Source organism: Pseudomonas khavaziana (assembly GCF_019145205.1).
GTDB classification, from domain to species: domain Bacteria; phylum Pseudomonadota; class Gammaproteobacteria; order Pseudomonadales; family Pseudomonadaceae; genus Aquipseudomonas; species Aquipseudomonas khavaziana.
Genome location: NZ_JAHSTT010000011.1, coordinates 119213 through 143863, shown reverse-complemented (window position 1 = coordinate 143863; position 24651 = coordinate 119213). Strand labels below are relative to the sequence as shown.

The following is a 24651-nucleotide window of genomic DNA, read 5'->3' as shown; positions in this document are numbered from 1 at the left end:
ACGACGTGCCTTTGTGCTTCCCGCCTATTGCCCCGGATTCGAAGAAATGAATGCTGAAGACTCCTTGAAACTTGCTCGCCGGTTTATCGGGCTGCCTCTGGAAAAACGCCAGCTGTTCCTGCAAGCCTTGCAGAAAGAAGGCGTGGAGTTTTCCCGGTTTCCGATTCCGGCAGGGGTAGAGGCGCAGGACCGCCAGGCGCTGTCCTACGCACAGCAGCGCATGTGGTTTCTCTGGCAATTGGACCCGGCCAGCGGCGCCTATAATCTGCCCGGCGCGGTGCGCTTGATCGGCGCGCTGAACCTGTCAGCGATGGAACAAGCATTCGCCAGCCTGGTGGCGCGTCACGAAACCCTGCGCACCGTGTTCCAACGCCAGGCCGATGAGCATCTGGTGCAGGTGGCGATAGAACCGTCGCTTGCGGTCGAGCAATTGGACGTCAGCGCCTTGCCCGCCGCCGAGCGCGAGCAGGCCGTCAACGACGCCGCTACCCGCCAATCCTTGTTGCCATTCGACTTGGAACACGGCCCGCTGCTGCGCGTGCAATTACTCAAGCTCGCCGATCAGGAACACGTGCTGCTGCTGACGCTGCACCACATCGTCTCCGACGGTTGGTCGATGAACGTACTGATCGACGAGTTCATCCGTTGCTATGACGCCCATGAGCGCAACGAAACGCCGCAGCTGCCCGAGCTGCCCATCCAGTACAGCGACTACGCCCTGTGGCAGCGACGCTGGCTGGAAGCGGGCGAGCAGGCCCGTCAACTCGAATACTGGCAGGCGCGCCTGGGCACTGAGCATCCGGTGTTGGAACTGCCGACCGACCATCCGCGCCCGGCGATGCCCAGCTATCAAGGCACGCGGTATAACTTCGCGATTGGTCCGGCGCTGGCTGCGCAACTGCGCAGTTGCGCGCAAAAACACAACGTCACCCTGTTCATGCTGCTGCTGGGTGCCTTTAATGTGCTGCTGCATCGTTACACCGGCCAGGGCGATATCCGCGTCGGCGTGCCGGTTGCCAATCGCAACCGCACCGAAGTCGAAGGGCTGATCGGCTTCTTCGTCAACACCCAGGTACTGCGCACCGAGCTGAGTGGGCAAACCCGCGTTGCCGAGCTGTTGCAAGGCATCAAGGAGCACGCCCTGGGTGCCCAGGCTCATCAGGAGTTGCCCTTCGAACGCCTGGTGGAAGCGCTGAAGCTCGAGCGCAGCCTGAGCCACACGCCGCTGTTCCAGGTGATGTATAACCACCAGCCGGTGGTCGCCGACATTGCTGCGGTGAGCACCGCGTCCGGCCTGGAATTGGCCTTGGTGGAGTGGCAAGGCCGCACTACCCAGTTCGACCTGACCCTGGATACCTATGAAAAATCCGGCACCCTGCATGCGGCCCTGACCTACGCCAGTGACCTGTTTGACGCGCCGACCATCGAGCGCATGGCCCAACACTGGATCAGCCTGTTGCAGGCGATGGTGGTGGATGGCGCACAGCGTATCGGCGAATTGCCGATGCTCGGCGCGAGCGAGCAGCTGCGGCTGGTGTACACCTGGAACCAGACCGCCGAGTCGTACCCGACCGAGCGCGGGATACATCACCTCATCGAAGACCAGGTGCAACGCACCCCGGATGCTCCGGCACTGGTGTTCGGTACGACCACCTTGACCTACGCCCAGCTCAACGCCCGCGCCAACCAGTTGGCCCATGCCCTGGGCGAGCAGGGCGTAGGTCCCGACGTGCTGGTGGGAGTCTGTGTCGAGCGTTCCGTCGAAATGGTCATCGGCCTGCTGGCGATTCTCAAGGCCGGTGGCGCCTATGTGCCCCTCGATCCCGAGTATCCCCAGGAACGCCTGGCCTACATGATCGAAGACAGCGGCATTCAATTGCTGCTCAGCCAGCAAAGCCTGTTGGCCTTGCTGCCCGCTGCCGGTATCCAGGTGATTGCCCTGGATCAGCCGGCGCTGTGGCTCGACGGTTACAGCCGCGAAGCGCCCGCCGTGGCTGTTCATGCCCTCAACCTCGCCTATGTGATCTACACCTCCGGCTCCACCGGCAAGCCCAAGGGCGCCGGCAACAGCCACCGTGCGTTGGTCAACCGTTTGAGTTGGATGCAGCAGGCCTATGGTCTGGGTGCCAGTGATGCAGTGTTGCAGAAAACCCCGTTCAGCTTCGACGTCTCGGTGTGGGAATTCTTCTGGCCGCTGATGACTGGTGCGCGCCTGGTGGTTGCTGCGCCTGGCGAACACCGTGAACCGGCGCGCCTGATCGAAACCATCGGCCGGCACGCCATCACCACCTTGCACTTCGTGCCGTCGATGCTGCAGGCGTTTATCCACGAGCCGGGCGTGCAGGCGTGCACCCACCTCAAGCGCATAGTGTGCAGCGGCGAAGCCTTGCCCCTGGATGCGCAACTGCAGGTGTTCGCCAAGTTGCCGGGTGCGGCGCTGTACAACCTCTATGGCCCGACCGAAGCGGCCATCGACGTCACTCACTGGACCTGCATCGACGAAGGCGCCGACAGCGTGCCCATCGGTCGTCCGATCGCCAACCTCGGCACCTATGTGCTGGACGCGCAACTCAACCCGGTACCGGCCGGTGTTGCCGGCGAGCTCTACCTGGGCGGCACCGGCCTGGCGCGCAGTTACCACCAGCGCCCGGCGTTGACCGCCGAACGTTTTGTGCCCAGCCCGTTCGTGCCCGGCGAGCGTCTGTATCGCACCGGCGACCGTGTGCGCCAGCGCGCCGATGGTGTGATCGAATACCTTGGCCGCCTCGATCATCAGGTCAAGCTGCGCGGCTTGCGTATCGAGCTGGGTGAAATCGAAACGCGCTTGATGCAGCACCCGCAGGTGCGTGAAGCGGTGGTGTTGGTGCAGGGCGGCAAGCAGTTGGTCGCGTATCTGGTGCTGGAAGACGAAAAACCGACCGACCTCAAGGCCTGGCTGCTCAGCAGCTTGCCGGAATACATGGTGCCGACGCACTTCATCACACTGACCAAGCTGCCGGTGACCGCCAATGGCAAGCTCGACCGCAAGGCATTGCCCGCGCCGGACGCAGCGCTGCAACAGGCATTTATCGCGCCGGAAAATTCCTTGCAAAAAGCCTTGGCGGCGATCTGGAGCGATGTGCTCGGCGTTGAGCAAGTCGGCCAGGATGACAACTTCTTCGAACTGGGCGGCGACTCCATCGTGTCCATGCAGGTGGTCAGCCGGGCACGCCAGGCCGGTATTCGCCTGAGTCCACGCGACCTGTTCCAGTACCAGAGCATCCGCAGCCTGGCGCTCGTGGCCAGCTTCGACCAAGTCAGCGTGATCGACCAAGGCCCGGTCAGCGGCGAGGTGATCCTGACCCCCATACAGCAGAGCTTTTTCGCCCAGGCGATTCCGGCGCGTCATCATTGGAACCAGTCCTTACTGCTGACGCCGCGTGAAGCGTTGGCGCCTGCGCGGCTTGACGCTGCTTTGACGCAATTGGTCCACCATCATGACGCCTTGCGCCTGCGTTTTGTGCAGCAGGCTGATGGCTGGCAGCAGGCTCATGCTGCGCCGGTCAGCGAACCGCTGTTGTGGCAATGCCAAGCCAGCTCCGAGGCTGAATTGGCGGCGCTGTGTGATGAAGCCCAGCGCAGCCTTGACCTGGCGCAAGGCACGCTGCTACGTGCCGCGTTGGTGAGCATGGCCGATGGCAGCCAGCGTTTGCTGCTGGTGATCCACCACTTGGTCGTTGATGGCGTGTCCTGGCGCATCCTGCTTGAAGACCTGCAACAGGTTTACCGCGAACAGGCGCTGCCAGCGAAAACCAGTGCCTATCAGCACTGGGCGCAACAGCTGCAAAGCCACGCGCAAACTATTGATGCGCAACTGCCGTACTGGCAAGCGCAATCCATCGACGCCGAATTACCCTGCGATCACTCCGAGGGCGGCCTGCAAAATCGCCTGGGCAAAAAACTGGAAACGCGCCTCGACGCCGAGCAAACCCGTCGCCTCCTGCAAGACGCACCAGCGGCCTATCGCACCCAGGTCAATGATCTGTTGTTGACCGCTTTGGCGCGGGTAATCAGCCGCTGGAGCGAGCAACCCGCAGCGTTGATCCAACTGGAAGGCCACGGCCGTGAAGACCTGTTCGACGGCATCGACCTGAGCCGCACCGTCGGCTGGTTCACCAGCCTGTTCCCCGTGCGGCTGCACGCTGCAGGCGCGCTGCCCGATGCGATCAAGTCGGTCAAGGAGCAACTGCGTGCGGTGCCCGACAAGGGCCTGGGCTACGGCCTGCTGCGTTACCTGGGCACCTCGCAGGCCCGCGAAAGCCTGTCGAACCTGACTGCACCGCGCATCACCTTCAACTACCTGGGCCAGTTCGACCAACAGTTCAACGACTCGGCACTGTTCGTACCGGCCAGCCAAGGCAGTGGCCAGGCCCAAGACCCGCAGGCACCGCTGGCCAACTGGCTGACGGTGGAAGGGCAGGTGTATGGCGGCGAGCTGGCGCTGCAATGGGGGTTCAGTCGTGAGATGTTCGAGGCGTCGACTGTCCAGCGTCTGGCGGACGAGTACACCGCCGAGCTCAAGGCACTGATCGAACATTGCTGTGCCACGCCGGCGGGGCAGGCGACCCCGTCGGATTTCCCACTGGCACGTCTGACCCAGCTGCAGCTGGATGCATTGCCGGTGGCCGGGCCAGCCATCGCAGACCTTTACCCGCTGTCGCCGATGCAGCAGGGCATGTTGTTCCACACCTTGCTTGCGCCTGAAGGCCAAGCGTATATCAACCAGTTGCGCCTTGATATCGAGGGCCTCGATCTGCTGGCCTTCGGGCGTGCCTGGCAGGCCGCACTGGACCGCCATGACATTCTGCGCAGCAGTTTCCACTGGCTCGGCCTGGACAGCGCCCATCAGTTGATCCAACGCCAGGTCGACCTGCAATTGCAAGTGATCGAAGACCCCCACGCCGACTTTGATGCGCTGGCCCAGGTTGAACGTGAGCGTGGTTTTGCACTGAATACCGCGCCGTTGTTCCGCCTGACGCTGGTGCGCGGTACCGGCGCGGCCTGGCACCTGATTTTCACCAGCCACCACATTCTCATGGATGGCTGGAGTAACGCGCAGTTGCTTGGCGAAGTCATTGCCCACTACGCAGGCCAGTGCGTGCCTGCACCGCTGGGGCAATTCCGCAATTACCTAAGCTGGTTGCAACAGCAAGGCTCGGGGGAAACGTTCTGGAAAGCTTCGCTGGCGGCGTTGCCGGCGCCGACCCTGCTGGCGCAAGCGTTGCGCAAGCCGGTGGACGGGGTTGGCATGGCCGACCATCACATGGCACTGGACAGCGACGTTACCCGACGCCTCGGCGAATTCGCGCGTCAGCACAAAGTGACCCTCAATACCGTGTTGCAAGGCGCATGGGGCGTGTTGTTGCAGCGCTACACCGGCCAGGATTGCGTTGCCTTTGGCGCCACCGTGGCGGGGCGTTCCGCGCCGCTGCCGGGGATCGAGCAGCAACTGGGCCTGTTCATTAACACCTTGCCAATCATCAGCGCGGCCTCGCCCGCCCAGTCGGCGGCGAGCTGGCTTGGCGAACTGCAAGCGCTTAACCTCAGCCTGCGCGACCATGAGCATGTGCCGCTCTACGACATCCAGAGTTGGGCCGGCCAACAAGGCGCGTTGTTCGACACCCTGCTGGTGTTCGAAAACTTTCCGGTGGCCGAGGCCCTCAAGCAAGGCGCACCGGCGGGCCTTACCTTCGGCAGCCTGCACAACCACGAGCGCACTCACTATCCATTGACCCTGGGTATCGAGTTGGGCGCCAGCTTGCGCCTGGAGTTCAGCTATGACCGCTCCCACTTCAGCGACCTGCAGGTCGCGCGTCTGAGCGCCGACTTGCAACATCTGCTGACGCAACTGCTCGCAGATGCGCAAGTGCCCCTTGGCAACCTGCGTCTTCTCGATGCTGGAGCGCAGCGCGATAGGCTCGCCCTTAGCCGGTCTGCCGCGGGTGCCCTGGGTAGCGAGCGCGTGCATCAGCGCATCGCGGCCCAGGCCCAGGCCACGCCAGACGCATTGGCTGTGCAGGCCGGTAACGAGTGCCTGAGCTACGCCCAGCTTAACCAGCGCGCTAACCGCCTGGCCCATCGCCTGCTGGAACTGGGCGTCGGTCCCGGCCAGCGGGTGGGCCTGGCTTCGCGCCGTGGCCCGCAGTTGATCGTCAGCCTGCTGGCGGTGCTGAAAAGTGGCGCGGCCTACGTACCGCTGGACCTGAAATACCCGGTTGAGCGCCTGGCCTATATGCTCGCCGACAGCCGCCTGAACCTGCTGCTCAGCGAAGCCGGGCTGCTCGCCGACCTGCCGTTGCCGCATGGCCTGACCCGCGTGGACTTCAGCGCTTGCGTTGATGAACTCGCCGGCTACCCGACGACCAATCCACCCAACCATGCGGCCGCCGCTGACCTGGCGTATGTGATCTACACCTCCGGCTCCACCGGCCAGCCCAAAGGCGTGGCCATCGACCATGCCGCCCTCGGCCAGTTCTGTGACAGCGCCACGCTGTACGGCCGCCTGAGTGCCGAGGACCGCGTGTTGCAGTTTGCAACCTTCAGCTTCGACGGTTTTGTCGAGCAGTGTTTCCCGTCCTTGTGCGTGGGCGCGGCGTTGATCATGCGCGGCGATGAACTGTGGGACGCCGGGCAACTGGCACGGGAGATTGTCGAGCAAGGTGTGACCCTGGCCGACTTGCCGGCTGCCTACTGGTACCTGTTGGCGCAAGAGTGCGCTGTGGAGCGTCGCTCCCTGGGTAAGTTGCGTCAGGTGCATGTGGGCGGTGAAGCTATGTCGGTGGAAGGCGTGCGTGCATGGCACGCCGCCGGGTTGGGGAGCGTGCGTCTGGTCAACACCTACGGGCCGACCGAAGCCACTGTAGTGTCCAGCGTGCATGACTGCCAGCTGGCTGATGCCAGCGATGCATATGGCGTGCCGATCGGGCAGGCGATTGCAGGGCGCTCCCTCTATGTGCTCGACAGCGGTTTCGAACTGTTGGCTACCGATGGCGTCGGCGAGTTGTGCATTGGCGCCGAGGCCGGTCTGGCCCAGCGCTACTTCGACCGCCCGGCGCTGACTGCCGAACGCTTCTTGCCGGATCCGTTTTCCGCCACTCCCGGTGCGCGGCTCTATCGCAGCGGCGACTTGGCTCGTTACACCCCAGCGGGTGTCCTGGAATATGTCGGGCGTATCGACCATCAGGTGAAAATTCGCGGTCTGCGTATCGAAATGGGCGAAATCGAAGCCTGCCTGCAGGCCTTGCCCAACGTGCGTGAAGCGGCAGTGATCGCCCAGCCGAGCGCGACCGGCACGCAATTGGTGGCGTACGTAGTACCCGCTGAAGGCCACGAACTGGACACGCAGGCACTGGCGACGCGCTTGCGCCAGTCGTTGCCGGACTACATGGTGCCGGGGCATTGGCGGGTACTCGATGCTCTGCCATTGAACAACAACGGCAAGCTCGACCGCCGGGCGCTGCCAGCGCCGGACCTGAGCCAAACCTCAACCGCCTATGTGGCGCCTCAAAGCCCGTTGCAAATTCAGTTGGCGGCGATCTGGCAGGCGGTACTGCAAGTGGAACGGGTTGGCTTGGACGATCACTTCTTCGAACGCGGCGGCCACTCGTTGCTGGCTACCCAGGTGATCTCCCGGGTGCGCCATGATCTCAAGCTGGATGTGCCGTTGCGGGCCCTGTTCGAGCAGCCGACGCTGGCCGCCTTTGCGGCAGCTTGCCCTGGCTTGCAGGCCGACGCCGCACCGGTGATGCAGGCGCTTGGGCGTGAACAGCCGCTGGCGTTGTCCTTTGCCCAGGAGCGCCAATGGTTTCTCTGGCAACTGGACCCCACCAGCGCGGCCTATCATGTGCCCACCGCCTTGCACCTGCGCGGTGAATTCGACAGCGCCGCACTGGAACGCGCCGTCCAGGCCCTGGTACAGCGCCATGAACCGCTGCGCACCACGTTTGTGGAGGCGGGCGAGCACACATTGCAAGTCATCCACCCACGCCTGTCAGTGCTGATTGAGCAACAAACGGTCGACGTCGACGCCATTGAGCAGGCGGTCACCGAAGAGATCCAGCGCCCGTTCGACCTGTGCAACGGCCCATTGCTGCGCGTCAAGTTGCTGGTCGTTGCGCCTGAACACCATGTGCTGGTCATCACCCAACACCACATCATCTCTGACGGCTGGTCGATGCAGGTGATGATCGACGAGCTGTTGGCACTTTACCAAGGCGGCGCTGGCTTGCCGGCATTGCCGATCCAGTACGCTGACTATGCCCAGTGGCAGCGCGACTGGATGGCAGCAGGGGAGAAACAGCGCCAACTCGATTACTGGTGCGCGCGCCTGGGCGACGAACATCCACTGCTTGAACTGCCCCTGGACCACCCGCGCCCGTCGGTGCAAAGCCATCGCGGCGCACGCTGGCAGATCCATCTGGACCGCGTGCTGCTGACTGAGCTGAAGGCCTTGGCCCAACGGCAGGACGTGACGCTGTTCATGCTCCTGCTGGCGTCGTTCCAGGCCGTGCTGCACCGCTACAGTGGCCAGTCGCGGATCCGTGTCGGCGTGCCGATTGCCAACCGCAACCGCCTCGAAACCGAGCGGCTGGTGGGCTTTTTCGTCAACACCCAAGTGCTGCAGGCCGACCTGAATGGGCAGATGCCTTTCGAGCAGTTGCTGGCCCAGGTCAAGCAGCGCGCCTTGGAGGCCCAGGCCCATCAGGACCTGCCGTTCGAGCAGTTGGTGCAAGTGTTGCAGCCGGAGCGCAGCCTGAGCCATAACCCGCTATTCCAGGTGATGTTCAACCATCAAGACAACTTGCGTTCGGGCCCGGTGCAATTGCCCGGCCTGGCCTTGCAGCCGGTGGACTGGGCCGGGCACAGCACGCAATTTGAGCTGAATCTGGAAACCGAAGAATCAGCGGACGGCCTTTGGGCCTCGTTGACCTACGCCACCGATCTGTTCGAAGCCGCAACCGTGGAGCGCCTGGCCGAGCATTGGCAAAACCTGCTGCGCGCAGTGCTGCACGATGCCGCCCAGGCGGTAGACGAACTGGCGATGCTCAGCGCACCGCAATGGCAACAGATGGTGTACGACTGGAACCGCAGTGGCACCGTTTACCCGCGGGAGCGCTGTGTACATCAGCTGTTCGAGGCGCAGGTCCTGGCGCAACCCGACGCCATCGCGCTGCACTTCAACGACGAGCGCCTCAGTTACGGCGAACTCAACCTTCGGGCCAATCGCCTGGCCCATCACTTGATCGCCATGGGCGTCGGCCCGGACGTGCTGGTAGCGGTGCATGTGGAGCGCTCCCTGGACATGGTCGTCGGCCTGCTCGCGACGCTCAAGGCCGGTGGTGCCTATGTGCCGCTCGACCCGCAATTTCCGGCAGAGCGCCTGGCGTTCATGCTCGAAGACAGCTGCGCCCGGGTGTTGTTGACCCAGCCACACCTGCAGGGGCGCCTGGCGCAGCCGCAAGGCTTGCAGGTGCTGCTGGTGGAGGATGCTTGCACTGAAGAGCATAACCCGCAGGTCGCCGTCACCCCGGAACATCTGGCCTACGTGATCTACACCTCCGGCTCCACCGGCAAGCCCAAGGGCGTGATGGTGCGCCACCAGGCGCTGTGCAGTTTTACCAGCGGCATGGCCGGCACCCTGGACATCGGCCGGGATGCACGGCTGTTGTCGCTTACTACGTTCTCGTTCGACATCTTCGCCCTGGAGCTGTACGTGCCGCTGAGTGTGGGGGCCACGGTATTGCTGAGCGCCCAGGAACTGGCCCTCGACCCGGAAGCGATCCTCGACCTGGCTCAGCGCCAAGCGGCCAGCGTACTGCAAGCCACGCCATCGACCTGGCGCATGTTGCTCGACAGCCCGCGTGCGCAGGTGCTGCGCGGCGTTGCGTGCCTGTGCGGTGGTGAAGCGCTGCCGACCGATCTGGCCCAGCGCATGCTCGACCTGCAAGGCTCTTTGTGGAACCTCTATGGCCCGACGGAAACCACCATTTGGTCAGCGGCGCACCGTCTGCACGAGGCGCAGCCTTTTGTCGGACGACCTATCGCCAATACCGGCTTGTTCATCCTCAATGCCGGCCTCACCCCATGCCCGCAAGGCGCAGCCGGTGAGCTGCTGATCGGCGGCGTCGGCCTGGCGCGAGGTTACCACGGGCAAGCGGCGCTGACGGCTGAACGCTTTGTGCCCAACCCGTTTGGCGCACCCGGCGAACGCTTGTATCGCACCGGCGACCTGGCGCGCTACCGCGCCGACGGTGTGGTGGAGTACATCGGCCGGGTCGACCATCAGGTCAAAGTCCGCGGTTTCCGTATCGAATTGGGTGAAATTGAAGCCTGCCTGCGTGAGCACGAAGGCGTACGCGAAGCTGTGGTGCTGGCCGACAACGACCGTCTGATCGCTTACCTGGTCAGCACTGCGCCTCAGGAGCAGCAGGTGTACAAAGCCGCGCTGCGCGAGCGTCTGCCCGACTATATGGTGCCAGCGCAATTAATGTTCCTTGACAGCCTGCCACTGACTCCCAATGGCAAGCTCGACCGCAAGGCTCTGCCCAAGCCGGATGCCGGCTTGTTGCTCAAAGGCCATGTCGCGCCGGTCACCCCGCGTGAACAGCAGGTGGCGGCGATCTGGGCCGAGGTCTTGGAGGTGCCGCAGGTCGGCCTCGACGATCACTTCTTCGAGCTCGGCGGGCATTCATTATTGGCAACACGAGTGGTGTCGCGGATTCGCCAGGCCCTGGCGCTGGAAGTCGCGCTCAAGACCTTGTTCGAACAACCGCTGCTGGGAGATTTCGTGCGAGCCCTGGGCGAGGAGGGCGTTACTGCGCCGGCGTTGCTCAAGGCCGACCGCACGCAGCCTTTGCCGCTCTCCTACGCCCAGGAGCGCCAGTGGTTTCTCTGGCAACTGGACCCCACCAGCGCCGCGTACCACATCCCCAGCGCCTTGCGCTTGCAGGGCCCGCTGGACCAGGCGGCGCTGCAACGCAGCTTCGACAGTTTGCTGGCACGCCATGAAAGCCTGCGCACGCATGTGCGCCAGGACGCCAGCGGCGCGGTGCAGGTCATTGAAGCCCAGGGCCGTATCGATATCGAGCGGGTCGACAGCGATTACGCCGGCCTCAAGGCGCGGGTTGCGCAGGTGGTCGCACGCCCGTTCGATCTACTGCGCGGGCCGCTGCTGCGGGTCAAGTTGTTGCGTCTGGCCGAGGACGACCATGTGTTGGTGCTGGTGCAGCACCACATCGTCTCCGATGGCTGGTCGATGCAACGGATGGTCGAGGAGCTGGTGCAGTTGTATGCCGGCTTCAGCCAGGGCCAAACCCCAAGCCTGCCGGCGCTGCCGATCCAGTACGCCGACTATGCCGTGTGGCAGCGCGACTGGATGGCGGCGGGTGAGCAGGCGCGTCAATTGGCCTACTGGCGTGGGCAACTGGGCGGTGAGCAACCGGTGCTGGAGTTGCCGTTCGACCACCAGCGCCCGGCACAACCAAGCCATCGCGGCGCACGCCTGGGCGTCGAGCTGGCGCCCGAGCTGTTGGACGGCTTGCGCAGCCTGGCACGCACCTCTGGTGTGACGCTGCCGATGGTGCTGCTGGCGTCTTACCAGGCATTGTTACATCGCTACAGCGGCCAGGAAGATGTGCGTGTCGGCGTGCCGATTGCCAACCGCAACCGCCTCGAAACCGAGGGCTTGATTGGCTTCTTCGTCAACACCCAAGTGCTCAAGGCCGATATTCACGGGCAGATGAGCGTGGAGCAGTTATTGCGCCAAGTGCTCCAGCGTTCTCTGGAGGCCCAGGCCCATCAGGACCTGCCGTTCGAGCAGCTGGTACAGGTGTTGCAACCGGAACGCAGCTTGAGCTTGAGCCCATTGTTCCAGGTGTTGTTCAACCACCGTGTGAGCACTGCCGACAGCCACCTGCGCCTGCTCACTGACCTGCACATCGAAGTGTTGAATTCGGATGAGGGCGTGGCCCAGTTCGACCTGGCGCTGGATGTGGAAGAAAGCCCGATGGCACTGCGCGCTTCCCTGAGCTACGCCACCGACCTGTTCGCTGCGGCGACCATCGAGCGCATGGCCGGGCATTGGCAGAACCTGTTGCGGGCGATGGTTGCTGATCAACAAAAGCCCATCAGCCAATTGAACCTGCTGGGCCAGGATGAGCAACAGCACATCCTGGAGCTGTGGAACCAGACCGACGCCGGCTTCTGCGCCGAGCGTCTTGTTCACGAGTTGGTGGCTGACCGCGCCCGGGAAAACCCGACGGCGATGGCGGTGAAGTTCGACGCGCAAACCCTGAGCTACGCCGAACTGGACCACCAGGCCAACCGTCTGGCTCATGCCCTGATTGCCCGTGGCGTCGGCCCGGAAGTGCGCGTGGCCATTGCCATGCCGCGCAGTGCCGAAATCATGGTGGCATTCCTGGCGGTGATGAAAGCCGGCGGCGTGTATGTGCCGCTGGATATCGAGTACCCGCGTGATCGCTTGCTGTACATGATGCAGGACAGTCGTGCGCAACTGCTGCTGACCCACAGCCATGCATTGCAGCAACTGCCGATCCCCGAGGGGCTGACTACCCTGGCAATCGATCGCCGCGAAGAGTGGTGCGGCTACAGCGACACGGCACCGGACGTGGCACTCGATGGCGACAACCTCGCCTACGTGATCTACACCTCCGGCTCCACCGGCTTGCCCAAGGGCGTGGCGGTGTCCCATGGACCGTTGGTGGCGCATATCATCGCCACCGGCGAGCGCTATGAAACCTCGCCGGCTGATTGCGAACTGCACTTTATGTCGTTCGCCTTCGACGGCTCCCACGAAGGCTGGATGCACCCGTTGATCAACGGCGCCAGCGTGTTGATCCGCGACGACAGCCTATGGTTGCCGGAGTACACCTATGAGCAGATGCACCGTCACAACGTGACCATGGCGGTGTTCCCACCGGTGTACCTGCAACAGTTGGCCGAACATGCCGAGCGTGACGGCAACCCACCGGCGGTGCGGGTGTATTGCTTCGGCGGTGATGCCGTCGCTCAAGCCAGCTATGACCTGGCTTGGCGCGCGCTGAAACCCAAGTACCTGTTCAACGGCTACGGCCCTACCGAAACCGTGGTTACGCCGTTGCTGTGGAAAGCGCGCAAGGGCGACCCATGCGGTGCAGTCTACGCACCCATCGGCACCTTGCTCGGCAACCGCAGCGGTTACGTCCTGGATTCGCAACTCAATCTGCAACCCATCGGCGTGGCAGGCGAGTTGTACCTGGGCGGCGAGGGCGTGGCCCGGGGTTACCTGGAGCGCCCGGCACTGACCGCCGAGCGTTTCGTGCCGGACCCGTTCGGCAAGCCCGGCAGCCGCGTGTACCGCAGTGGCGACCTGACCCGTGGGCGTCCGGATGGGGTGGTGGACTACCTGGGGCGTGTCGACCATCAGGTGAAGATTCGGGGTTTCCGTATCGAGCTGGGTGAAATCGAAGCGCGTTTGCGCGAGCAGGCCAGCGTCGGTGAAACCGTGGTAGTGGCTCAGGAGGGTCCCACCGGCAAGCAGCTGGTGGCCTACGTAGTGCCGGCCGACGCCAGCCTGGCCGACCAGGCCGAGTTCCGTGATGCCCTGCGCCGTGCCCTGAAAGCCGACCTGCCGGACTACATGGTGCCCAGCCACTTTGTGTTCCTGGCGCAGATGCCGCTGACCCCCAACGGCAAGCTCGACCGCAAGGGCTTGCCGCTGCCGGATGCGAGCCAGATGCAACAGCAGTACGTGGCCCCGCAAACCGAACTGGAGCAGCAGATCGCCGCCATCTGGGCCGACATCCTGCATCTGCCGCAAGTGGGCCTGAACGACAACTTCTTCGAAGTTGGCGGCCATTCTTTGCTGGCGATCCAGATCACCTCGCGGGTGCAGGCCGAGTTGGGCCTGGATGTGCCGCTGATGGAACTGTTCCAGACCGAATCACTGCGTGCCTACGTGCAGGCCGCCGCCGCTTTGCGCGCCGGCAGCGTGGAAGATTTTGATGACCTGCGTGACTTTTTGAGCGAACTTGAGGCGATTTGAACCATGCTTTCCAACCCTAATATCGACTTGGTGTCGCGCTTTCTTCGCTTGCCTCTGGAGCAGCGCCAGCAGTTTTACCAGCGTCTGCAAAGCCGGGGCATGAGTTTCGCTCAACTGCCGATTGCCCCCACCCGTCACGACAGCGACACCCCGACGCTGTCCTACGCCCAGGAACGCCAGTGGTTTCTCTGGCAACTGGACAAGGACAGCACCGCTTACCACATCCCCGGTGCCCTGCGCCTGCACGGCCGCCTGGATCTGGCGGCGTTGCAGCGCAGTTTCGACAGCCTGCTGGCCCGGCATGAAAGCTTGCGCACGCAATTGGTCGAGGACGGCGAACGCTTATGGCAGGCAGTAAAGCCCCGGGCTCATGTGCAGATCGAGCAGGCGCGCATCGACGAGACGCAGTTGATGGCGCGGGTGGAAGCCGAGGTCGCACGACCGTTCGATTTGCACCAGGCGCCGCTGTTGCGCGTCAGCCTGTTGCAACTGGCCGATGATGAACATGTGCTGGTGATGGTGCAGCACCACATCGTCTCCGACGGTTGGTCGATGCAGGTGATGGTCGAAGAGTTGGTGCAGTTCTATGCCGCTCACAGTCAGGGCCATGATTTGCAACTGCCTGAGCTGCCGATCCAGTACGCCGACTATGCCCTGTGGCAGCGCGGGTGGATGGAAGCCGGAGAGCAGGCGCGCCAGCTGGCGTATTGGCAGGCCCTGCTGGGCGGCGAGCAGCCGGTGCTGGAACTGCCACTCGACCGTCCGCGCCCGGCGCAACAAAGCCATCGCGGGGCAAGCTTGCAGGTGCATCTGCAACCGGCGCTGGTGGCCGGCCTCAAGCGTCTGGCGCAGCAAGAGGGCGTGACGGTGTTCATGCTGTTGCTGGCGTCGTTCCAAGTCTTGTTGTATCGCTACAGCGGGCAATCGGATATTCGCATTGGCGTGCCAAATGCCAACCGTAACCGCGTCGAAACCGAGCGACTGATCGGCTTCTTCGTCAATACCCAGGTGCTCAAGGCTGACCTCGACGGGCAGATGAGCTTTGCCCAACTGCTGCAACAGACCAAGCGCCGCGCGCTGGAGGCCCAGGCGCACCAGGACCTGCCGTTCGAGCAACTGGTGGTGGCGTTGCAGCCCGAACGCAGCTTGAGCCACAACCCGCTGTTCCAGGTGATGTTCAACCACCAGACCGACGCCCAGGGCGGCCGCGAAGGCCAGCAATTGCCGGGCCTGCGCGTGGTAGAGCTGAATTGGGACAGCCAGACCACCCATTTCGACCTGAGCCTGGACACCCATGAATCCGCCGAAGGGCTCTGGGCCGCGCTGACTTACGCCACTGACTTGCTCGACGCCGCCACCATCGAGCGCTTGGCGCAGCACTGGCAGCACCTGTTACAGGCGGTGGTCAGCGCACCGCGCAGCTGTCTCTGCGAGCTGCCGATGCTGGGCGCCGTGGAGCAACAGGTGATGCTCCAGGATTGGAATGCCCCGGCTTGCGCCGCTACCCTGCACGCCGTGCACCGGCTGTTCGAAGCTCAGGCTGACCGGCAGCCGGAACGCCAAGCCCTGGCCCTGGATGACCAGGCCCTCAGCTATGGCGAACTGAACCGTCAGGCCAACCGCCTGGCCCATTACCTGCTAGCCCAGGGCGTAGGCCCGCAAGGGTTGGTGGGGATCGCCGTGGAGCGCTCCTTTGCCATGGTGGTCAGCTTGCTGGCGGTGCTCAAGACGGGGGCGGCCTATGTGCCGCTGGACCCTGAGTACCCGCGCGAACGCCTGGTGCATATGCTTGAGGACAGCCGCGTGGGCCTGGTGCTGACCCAGTCCCACCTGCGCGGGCGTCTGCCGCTACCGGCCCATTTGCAGGCCGTGGATATCGACCTGGCCCACACGCAATTGTCGCTGTGTGCCGAGGACAATCTATCGGCTGATGTCGAGCCCCAGGGCCTGGCCTATGTGATCTACACTTCCGGCTCCACCGGCAAGCCCAAAGGGGTTGCCATCAGCCATGGCGCATTGAGTGAGTTCGTTGGTATTGCGGCGGACTACTCACAGCTGGTTGAGCAAGACCGGGTGTTGCAGTTCGCAACCCTGAACTTCGACGGTTTCGTCGAGCAGCTGTATCCGGCGCTGACCCTCGGTGCCACCGTGGTGCTGCGTGGCCCGCAACTGTGGGACGGTGACGAGCTGTACCGGCAGATCATCGCCCAGGGCATTACCCTGGCCGACTTGCCCACGGCCTACTGGAAGCTGTTCCTGCAAGATTGCCTGGCAGCAGGTTCGAGGTCTTATGGCGACCTGCGTCAAATCCATATCGGCGGCGAAGCCATGCCGTTGGATGGCCCACTCCTGTGGCAGCGCGCCGGGCTTGGCCATGTGCGCTTGCTCAACACCTACGGGCCTACCGAGGCCACTGTGGTCTCGAGTGTGCTGGACTGCACTGACGCGAGCGCCGTCAGCGCCGCCGGTGCCAGCCCGATTGGCCGGGCGCTGCCAGGGCGTGGCTTGTATGTGCTGGACCGCGACTTGAACCTGCTGCCGCTGGGCGCCGTCGGCGAACTCTATATCGCCAGCGCCAGCGGCTTGGCCCGCGCTTATTTGCAGCGGCCGGGCCTGACTGCCGAACGCTTTGTTGCTGATCCATTCGGCACAGCAGGCGAGCGCCTGTATCGCACCGGCGACTTGGCGCGTTATCGCGCCGATGGCGTGGTGGAGTATGTCGGGCGGGTCGATCACCAGGTCAAGATCCGCGGTTTTCGCATTGAACTGGGTGAGATCGAAACCGTACTGCTGGCCCAGGACAGCGTGCGTGAAGCCCTGTTGCTGGCCGCCGACAACCAACTGCTGGCCTACCTGGTGCCTGCGCAGACGCTATCGGAAACCGAGCGTGCCGAGACTGGCGAACAGCTGTTGGCCACCCTGCGCAAACACCTGCCGGACTACATGGTGCCAGCGCATCTGATCTTCCTCGACCGCATGCCTTTGAACCCCAACGGCAAGCTGGACCGCCAGGCGCTGCCCAAGCCCACTGCCAGCGCAGCACAGCAGGACTGGCTGGCGCCGGTCACACCGCTGCAACAACAGGTGGCAGCGATCTGGGCGGATATTCTGGGCACCGAGCGCGTGGGCCTGAACCAACACTTCTTCGAATTGGGCGGGCATTCGCTGCTGGCCATGCAGGTGGTATCGCGGATTCGCCAGACCCTGAGCCTGGAAGTGCCGCTCAAGGCTGTGTTCGAACACCCACGCCTGGAGGCATTTGTCGCCGCCTTGCAGGCCCAGGACAGCCCGATGCCGACGGCGCCACCTCTGCTGCCGGCGGGCCGCGAGCAGCCCTTGCCGCTGTCTTATGCCCAGGAGCGCCAATGGTTTCTGTGGCAACTGGAGCCCCACAGCGCGGCGTATCACATCCCCAGCGCATTACGCTTGAAAGGGCAGTTGGACCTGGCTGCACTGCAACGCAGTTTCGATAGCTTGCTGGCGCGCCATGAAAGCCTGCGCACCCATATCCGCCAGGAACACGACGGTGCTGTGCAAGTAATTGAGCCGCGGGTGTCCTTACCCATCATCCGGGCCGATGTCGATGAGGCCCAGCTCCAGGCCCGGGTGGAAGCGTTGATTGCCCAGCCGTTCGACTTGCAAGAAGGCCCGTTGCTGCGCGTAACGTTGCTGCGCCTGGCCGCCGACGAGCATGTACTGGTGCTGGTGCAGCATCACATCATCTCCGACGGCTGGTCGATGCAGTTAGTGGTCGAGGAACTGGTGCAGTTGTATGCAGGTTACAGCCAAGGCCAGGACGTGCACTTGCCGGTGCTGCCGATCCAGTACGCGGACTATGCCGTATGGCAGCGTAACTGGATGGACGCTGGCGAGAAGCAACGTCAGCTGGCGTACTGGCGTGAGCTGTTGGGTGGTGAGCAGAGCGTGCTGGAGCTGCCGCTCGACCACCAGCGCCCGGCAGTGCAAAGCCACCGTGGTGCGCGCCTGGCCTTCGAGCTGGCGCCCGAACTGACCCTGGGTCTCAAGGCCCTGGCCCAGCAACAGGGCGTGACCCTGTTCATGTTGCTGCTGGCATCGTTCCAGACCCTGTTACATCGCTACAGCGGCCAGGAAGAAATACGCGTCGGTGTGCCGATTGCCAACCGCAACCGCAGCGAGACCGAGCGCCTGATCGGCTTCTTCGTCAACACCCAGGTGCTCAAGGCGGATGTGCATGGGCAGATGAGTGTCGAGCAGTTGTTGCAGCACACCCGGCAGCGCGCGCTGGAGGCCCAGGCCCATCAGGATTTGCCGTTCGAACAGCTGGTAGAAGCCCTGCAACCCGAACGCAGCCTGAGCCACAACCCGTTGTTCCAGGTGATGTTCAACCATCAGACCGACATCGGCCAAGCCCAGGTCCAGCACCAACTGCCGATGTTGCGGGTAGAAGGGCTGGAGTGGGAAAGCAAGACCGCGCACTTCGATCTGGACCTGGATATCCAGGAGTCCACCGAAGGCATATGGGCCACCCTGGGTTATGCCCAGGACCTGTTCGAAGCCGGCACCGTGCAACGCATGGCGCGTCACTGGCAGAACCTGCTGCAGGGGATGGTTGCCAACCCACGGCAGCAGCTCAGTCAGTTGAGCTTGCTGGACGCGGCCGAACAACGACAGATCCTGCAACTCTGGAACCGCACGGATTCCGGCTTCTCGGCCGAGCGCTGGGTGCACGAATTGTTTGCCGATCGCGCCCGGGAAAACCCGACGGCGGTGGCGGTGAAGTTCGACGCGCAAACCCTGAGCTACGCCGAACTGGACCACCAGGCCAACCGTCTGGCTCATGCCCTGATTGCCCGTGGCGTCGGCCCGGAAGTGCGCGTGGCCATTGCCATGCCGCGCAGTGCCGAAATCATGGTGGCATTCCTGGCGGTGATGAAAGCCGGCGGCGTGTATGTGCCGCTGGATATCGAGTACCCGCGTGATCGCCTGCTGTACATGATGCAGGACAGTCGCTCGAAGTTGCTGCTGACCCACTCGGCGGTGCAACACCGGTTGCCGATCCAGGAGGGCCTGGAGGCCTTGGCGGTGGATCAGGTACACATCTGGTCTGGCTACAGCGACACGGCACCGGACGTGGCACTCGATGGCGACAACCTCGCCTACGTGATCTACACCTCCGGCTCCACCGGCCTGCCCAAGGGCGTGGCGGTGTCTCACGGGCCGTTGGTGGCGCACATTATCGCCACCGGCGAGCGCTATGAAACCTCGCCGGCCGATTGCGAACTGCACTTTATGTCGTTCGCCTTCGACGGCTCCCACGAAGGCTGGATGCACCCGTTGATCAACGGCGCCAGCGTGTTGATCCGTGATGACAGCCTGTGGTTGCCCGAATACACCTATGAGCAGATGCACCGCCATAACGTGACCATGGCGGTATTCCCGCCGGTGTACCTGCAACAGTTGGCCGAACATGCCGAGCGTGACGGCAACCCACCGGCGGTGCGGGTGTATTGCTTCGGCGGTGATGCTGTCGCTCAAGCCAGCTATGACCTGGCTTGGCGCGCGCTGAAACCCAAGTACCTGTTCAACGGCTACGGCCCTACCGAAACCGTGGTTACGCCGTTGCTGTGGAAAGCGCGCAAGGGCGACCCATGCGGCGCCGTCTACGCACCCATCGGCACCTTGCTCGGCAACCGCAGCGGTTACGTCCTGGATTCGCAACTCAATCTGCAACCCATCGGCGTGGCAGGCGAGTTGTACCTGGGCGGCGAGGGCGTGGCCCGGGGTTACCTGGAGCGCCCGGCACTGACCGCCGAGCGTTTCGTGCCGGACCCGTTCGGCAAACCCGGCAGCCGTGTGTACCGCAGCGGCGACCTGACCCGTGGGCGTCCGGATGGCGTGGTGGACTACCTGGGGCGTGTTGACCATCAGGTGAAGATCCGTGGTTTCCGTATCGAACTGGGTGAAATCGAAGCGCGTTTGCGCGAGCAGGCCAGTGTCGGTGAAACCGTGGTAGTGGCTCAGGAGGGCCCCACTGGCAAGCAACTGGTGGCCTATGTCGTACCGCTGGACTCAACACTTCTGGACGACGCAGTCGCTCAATCAAACGGTCGCGAAACCTTGCGTCGCGCGTTGAAATCCCGCTTGCCGGACTACATGGTGCCGACGCACTTGATGTTCCTCGAACGCATGCCGCTGACCCCTAACGGCAAGCTCGACCGCAAGGGCCTGCCGCTGCCGGATGCGAGCCAGATGCAGCAGGTGTATGTGGCACCTCAGAGTGAGCTGGAGCAACAGGTGGCGGCCATCTGGGCCGAAATCCTGGGCGTGGAGCGTGTCGGTCTGGCCGATCACTTTTTTGAATTGGGGGGGCATTCATTATTGGCAATGCAGGTAATTTCGCGCCTGCGTCAGCTGTTGGGGCGGGAATTACCCCTCAGAACAATGTTTGAGCAACCGGGACTGCAGGGTTTTGTCGAGACCCTGTGCAATTCCCATGAATCACAGGCGAGTGTGCTGCAAATCCTGCCGGTCAGCCGTCAGCAGCCGTTGGCGCTGTCTTATGCCCAGGAGCGCCAGTGGTTTCTCTGGCAATTGGATCCGCACAGTGCGGCCTACCATGTACCTAGCACCTTGCGCTTGCGTGGCTGGCTGGATCATGCGGCTTTGCAACGCAGTTTCGACAGTCTGGTAGCCCGTCATGAAAGCCTGCGAACTCAGGTGTATCAGGACGAAGGGCAGGCCTTCCAGGTAATCCGTGACAACGACACTGTGGACATCCTTCATGAGCAGGTCAATGAGATGGACCTGCAGCGTCGGGTAGAGACCGAGATCGCACAACCTTTCGATCTGCAGCAAGGGCCGTTGCTGCGCATAACATTGTTGCGCCTGGCCGAAGACGACCATGTGTTGGTGCTCGTGCAGCACCACATCGTTTCCGATGGCTGGTCAATGCAGGTGATGGTGGATGAGTTGGTGCAACTTTATGCCGCCTACAGCCAGGGCCAGGATCTGCAACTGCCGGCATTGCCGATTCAATATGCTGACTATGCCCAGTGGCAGCGTGACTGGATGACGGGTGGTGAACGCGATCGGCAAATGGGTTACTGGCAGGCTCTGCTTGGCGGTGAGCCGTCAGTGTTGGAGCTACCCCTTGATCGGCCGCGGCCTTCGGTGCAGAGCTTTCGTGGTGCAAGCCTGGAGATCAAGCTTGCACCGGCATTGGTGGCGGGGCTCAAGGCCCTGGCGCAGCGTGAGAATGTCACGCTGTTCATTGTTTTGTTGGCGTCGTTCCAGGCTCTACTGCACCGCTACAGCGGGCAGCAGGATATTCGCGTCGGTGTACCTATTGCGAATCGTAACCGGATCGAAACCGAGCGCCTGGTAGGTTTTTTCGTCAACACCCAGGTGCTCAAGGGAGATTTCGACGCGCATCTGACGGTCACCCAGCTGTTGCAGCAGGCCAAGCACCGGGCGCTGGACGCCCAAAGCCATCAGGACCTGCCGTTCGAGCAATTGGTCGAAGCCCTGCAACCTGAACGCAGCTTGAGCCGCAACCCGTTGTTTCAGGCGCTTTTCAATCATCAGAGTCAAGCGCGTCTAGCCAGTACGAGCCAGCAACTATCCGACCTGAGGATTGAAGGCTTGGAGTGGGACACGCAAACTGCGCAGTTCGATTTGAGCCTGGACACACAGGAAACCGTCGATGGGCTATGGGCAACCCTGACTTATGCCACCGACCTGTTCGACGCCGCCACGCCCAATCGCATGGCGCGCCATTGGCAAAACCTGTTGCAGTCCATGTTGGGTGACCCTCACCAACGTGTCGCTCAGCTACCGCTGTTAGAACCTCTTGAGTATCAGGTGATAGTCGAACAGTGGAACGACACGGCGCAGGATTATCGCTTGGAAGACAACGTGCAGAGGCTGATCGAAGCGCAAGTGCGGCGCGCACCCAATGCCCAGGCATTGGTGTTTGGTGCTCAGACACTTAGTTATACGCAGTTGAATGCACGAGCCAATCGCTTGGCGCACCGCTTGATCCAGGCCGGTGTCGCGCCTGATGTGTTGGTAGGTGTGGCAATGGAACGCTCCATTGAAATGGTGGTAGCACTTCTGGCTGTGCTTAAGGCAGGTGGCGCCTATGTGCCGCTGGATCCGGACTACCCGCGCGAACGCCTGGCCTACATGCTGCAAGACAGCAACGTACAGCTGCTGCTGACGCAGGCGCATCTGTTACAGGCCTTACCGGTCAGCGAGCCCTCGCAGTGTCTGGTGGTCGAGCCCGACGATCACTGGCTGAGCGAGTATGCCGATACCGATCCTGATGTGGCCGTGGACGTGGAAAATCTCGCTTACGTCATTTACACCTCCGGTTCCACCGGCCAGCCGAAAGGGGCGGGTAACCGTCACTGTGCGTTGACCAATCGATTGCTATGGATGCAACAGGCTTATACGCTCGGCGCCGAAGATACGGTGTTGCAAAAGACACCGTTCAGTTTTGACGTATCGGTATGGGAGTTTTTCTGGCCCTTGATGACCGGTGCACGGCTGGTGGTAGCGGCCCCTGGAGATCATCGGGATCCATCGAAGTTGGTGGAGTTGATCAATCGGCACCAAGTGACCACCCTGCATTTCGTGCCTTCCATGCTGCACGCATTCCTGCAGGATTCACAGGTGGCCAGCTGTCAGGGGTTGCGCCGCATCATCTGTAGTGGCGAAGCGTTGCCTGTGGGGGTGCAGCAACACGTATTCGCCGAGCTGCCGAATTCGGGCTTGTTCAACCTGTATGGACCGACTGAGGCTGCGATTGATGTGACTCACTGGACGTGCGTCGATGAGCATCGTGACAGCGTGCCGATTGGCAGACCCATTTCCAATCTGCGCACGTACGTGCTGGATGCGCAGTTGCAGCCAGTCGCGGTGGGCGTTGCGGGCGAGTTGTACGTGGGGGGAGTCGGGCTAGCACGCAGTTACCATCGGCGTCCCAGCCTGACCGCAGAGCGGTTTGTACCGTGCCCGTTCCAGCCTGGCACGCGGTTGTATCGTACCGGAGACCGGGTGCGACAGCGCAGGGATGGCGTGATCGAATACATCGGGCGTCTGGATCATCAAGTAAAACTACGCGGTTTGCGCATAGAGCTGGGTGAGATTGAGGCGCGCTTGCTGGAGCATCCACTGGTGCGCGAAGCCTCGGTGCAAGTGCATGACGGCAAGTATCTCGTTGGCTATCTGGTGCTGCAGGATTCGACATTCGCCTGGCGTGATGCACTGAGCACTCATTTATTGGCACATGTGCCGGGCTACATGGTGCCTGCGCAGTGGGTACTGCTGGACCATATGCCACTGAGCCCCAACGGCAAACTGGATCGCAAGGCTTTGCCTGCGCCGGATTCAAACTTGCAAGAACGGCACTTCGTCGCAGCGCGCAATACGCTGGAGCAAACACTTGTAGCCATTTGGCGCGAAGTCCTAGAGCTTGAGCAGGTGAGTGTCGAAGATAACTTCTTCGAGTTGGGCGGGCATTCTTTGCTGGTCCTGATGCTCAAGGAGCGCATCCGCAAAGCAGTTGGCGTGGAGCTGTCGGTGAGTCAGCTGATGCTCAATCCGAGCGTCGCAGGACAGGCGGCTTGCCTTGAGGGAAGCGCTGGCAGTTCGTTGATCGTAAGGCTCAACAGTCAAAGCTGTGGAACACCGTTGTACCTGTTCCATCCCAGCTATGGCTCGGTGCATTGTTACAAGGCGATTGCCCTCGCGTTGCGTGAGCACAGGCCGGTGATGGGGGTGATGTGTCGCGCCTTGGCCGAGGAGGGCAGCGAGGTGCCAGCCTGGGCTGCGATGGTCGAGGACTACACGGCGCAATTATTGAAGGCCCAGCCCGAAGGACCGTTTCGTTTGGCAGGTTGGTCTCTGGGGGGCAACCTGGCGATGGAAGTCGCCTATGGCCTGGAGCAGGCGGGCCGACAGGTCGAGTGTGTTGGCTGGATCGACGCATCCCCGCCGCAGTGGGTCAAGCCGTTTTGGGATACGGCGGTGATGGTTGACGAAAGAGATATTTCTGCCAATGAACGGCGTGTGGAGCTGTTGGAGGTGATGTTCCCTGAGTTCTCCCAACAAATTCGCGCCCATTGGTCCGGGCTGCAATGCTTAGAGGCTGCAGAACGCGAGCAATGGACTGCATTCAGCCACTGGGCCGAGAAAACCCTGGGCTCGCGCTTTGGCGAGCTCAAGGATGAGTTGCTCAGTGGCCACGAAGCGCAGATTTCCTGGGAGGTTGACCGCATTCTCGGGCAGCGCCTGCACGATGCCGACTTCAAGGCGATCAAGGCACCGATAAGTTGCTGGTGGGCGACCTTGAGTCGTACTGGGGTACATCGTCAATTGATTGAGGCGAGCATGCTGGAAGTTGCAGTGCAATCAACGATCGAGCGCTCAGTGTTGATCGAGACCAGCCATGACCGATTAATCGATAACGCAGAGTTCGTCCGTAGCTTTGCCGCCGCGATGAGCTGACCAGAGGCCAATATGAAAAGCCCCCAGTCACCTTGAGCGACTGGGGGCTTTTTTATGGCGCTATCTATAGTATTCGGACA

2 protein-coding genes are annotated in these 24651 nt (G+C 62.7%); both read left to right on the top strand.

The window, feature by feature from the left end:
• The first annotated feature begins 46 nt into the window (after positions 1-46).
• Positions 47-14080 carry a non-ribosomal peptide synthase/polyketide synthase gene (locus KVH01_RS23055; protein ID WP_217883038.1) on the top strand — a complete coding sequence of 4678 codons (14034 nt, stop codon included), beginning with the start codon at positions 47-49 and terminating at the stop codon, positions 14078-14080.
• 3 nt (positions 14081-14083) lie between these two features.
• Positions 14084-24571 (top strand): amino acid adenylation domain-containing protein, encoded by a 10488-nt coding sequence (locus tag KVH01_RS23050; RefSeq protein WP_217883037.1) that lies wholly within the window; start codon positions 14084-14086, stop codon positions 24569-24571.
• Positions 24572-24651: the final 80 nt, after the last annotated feature.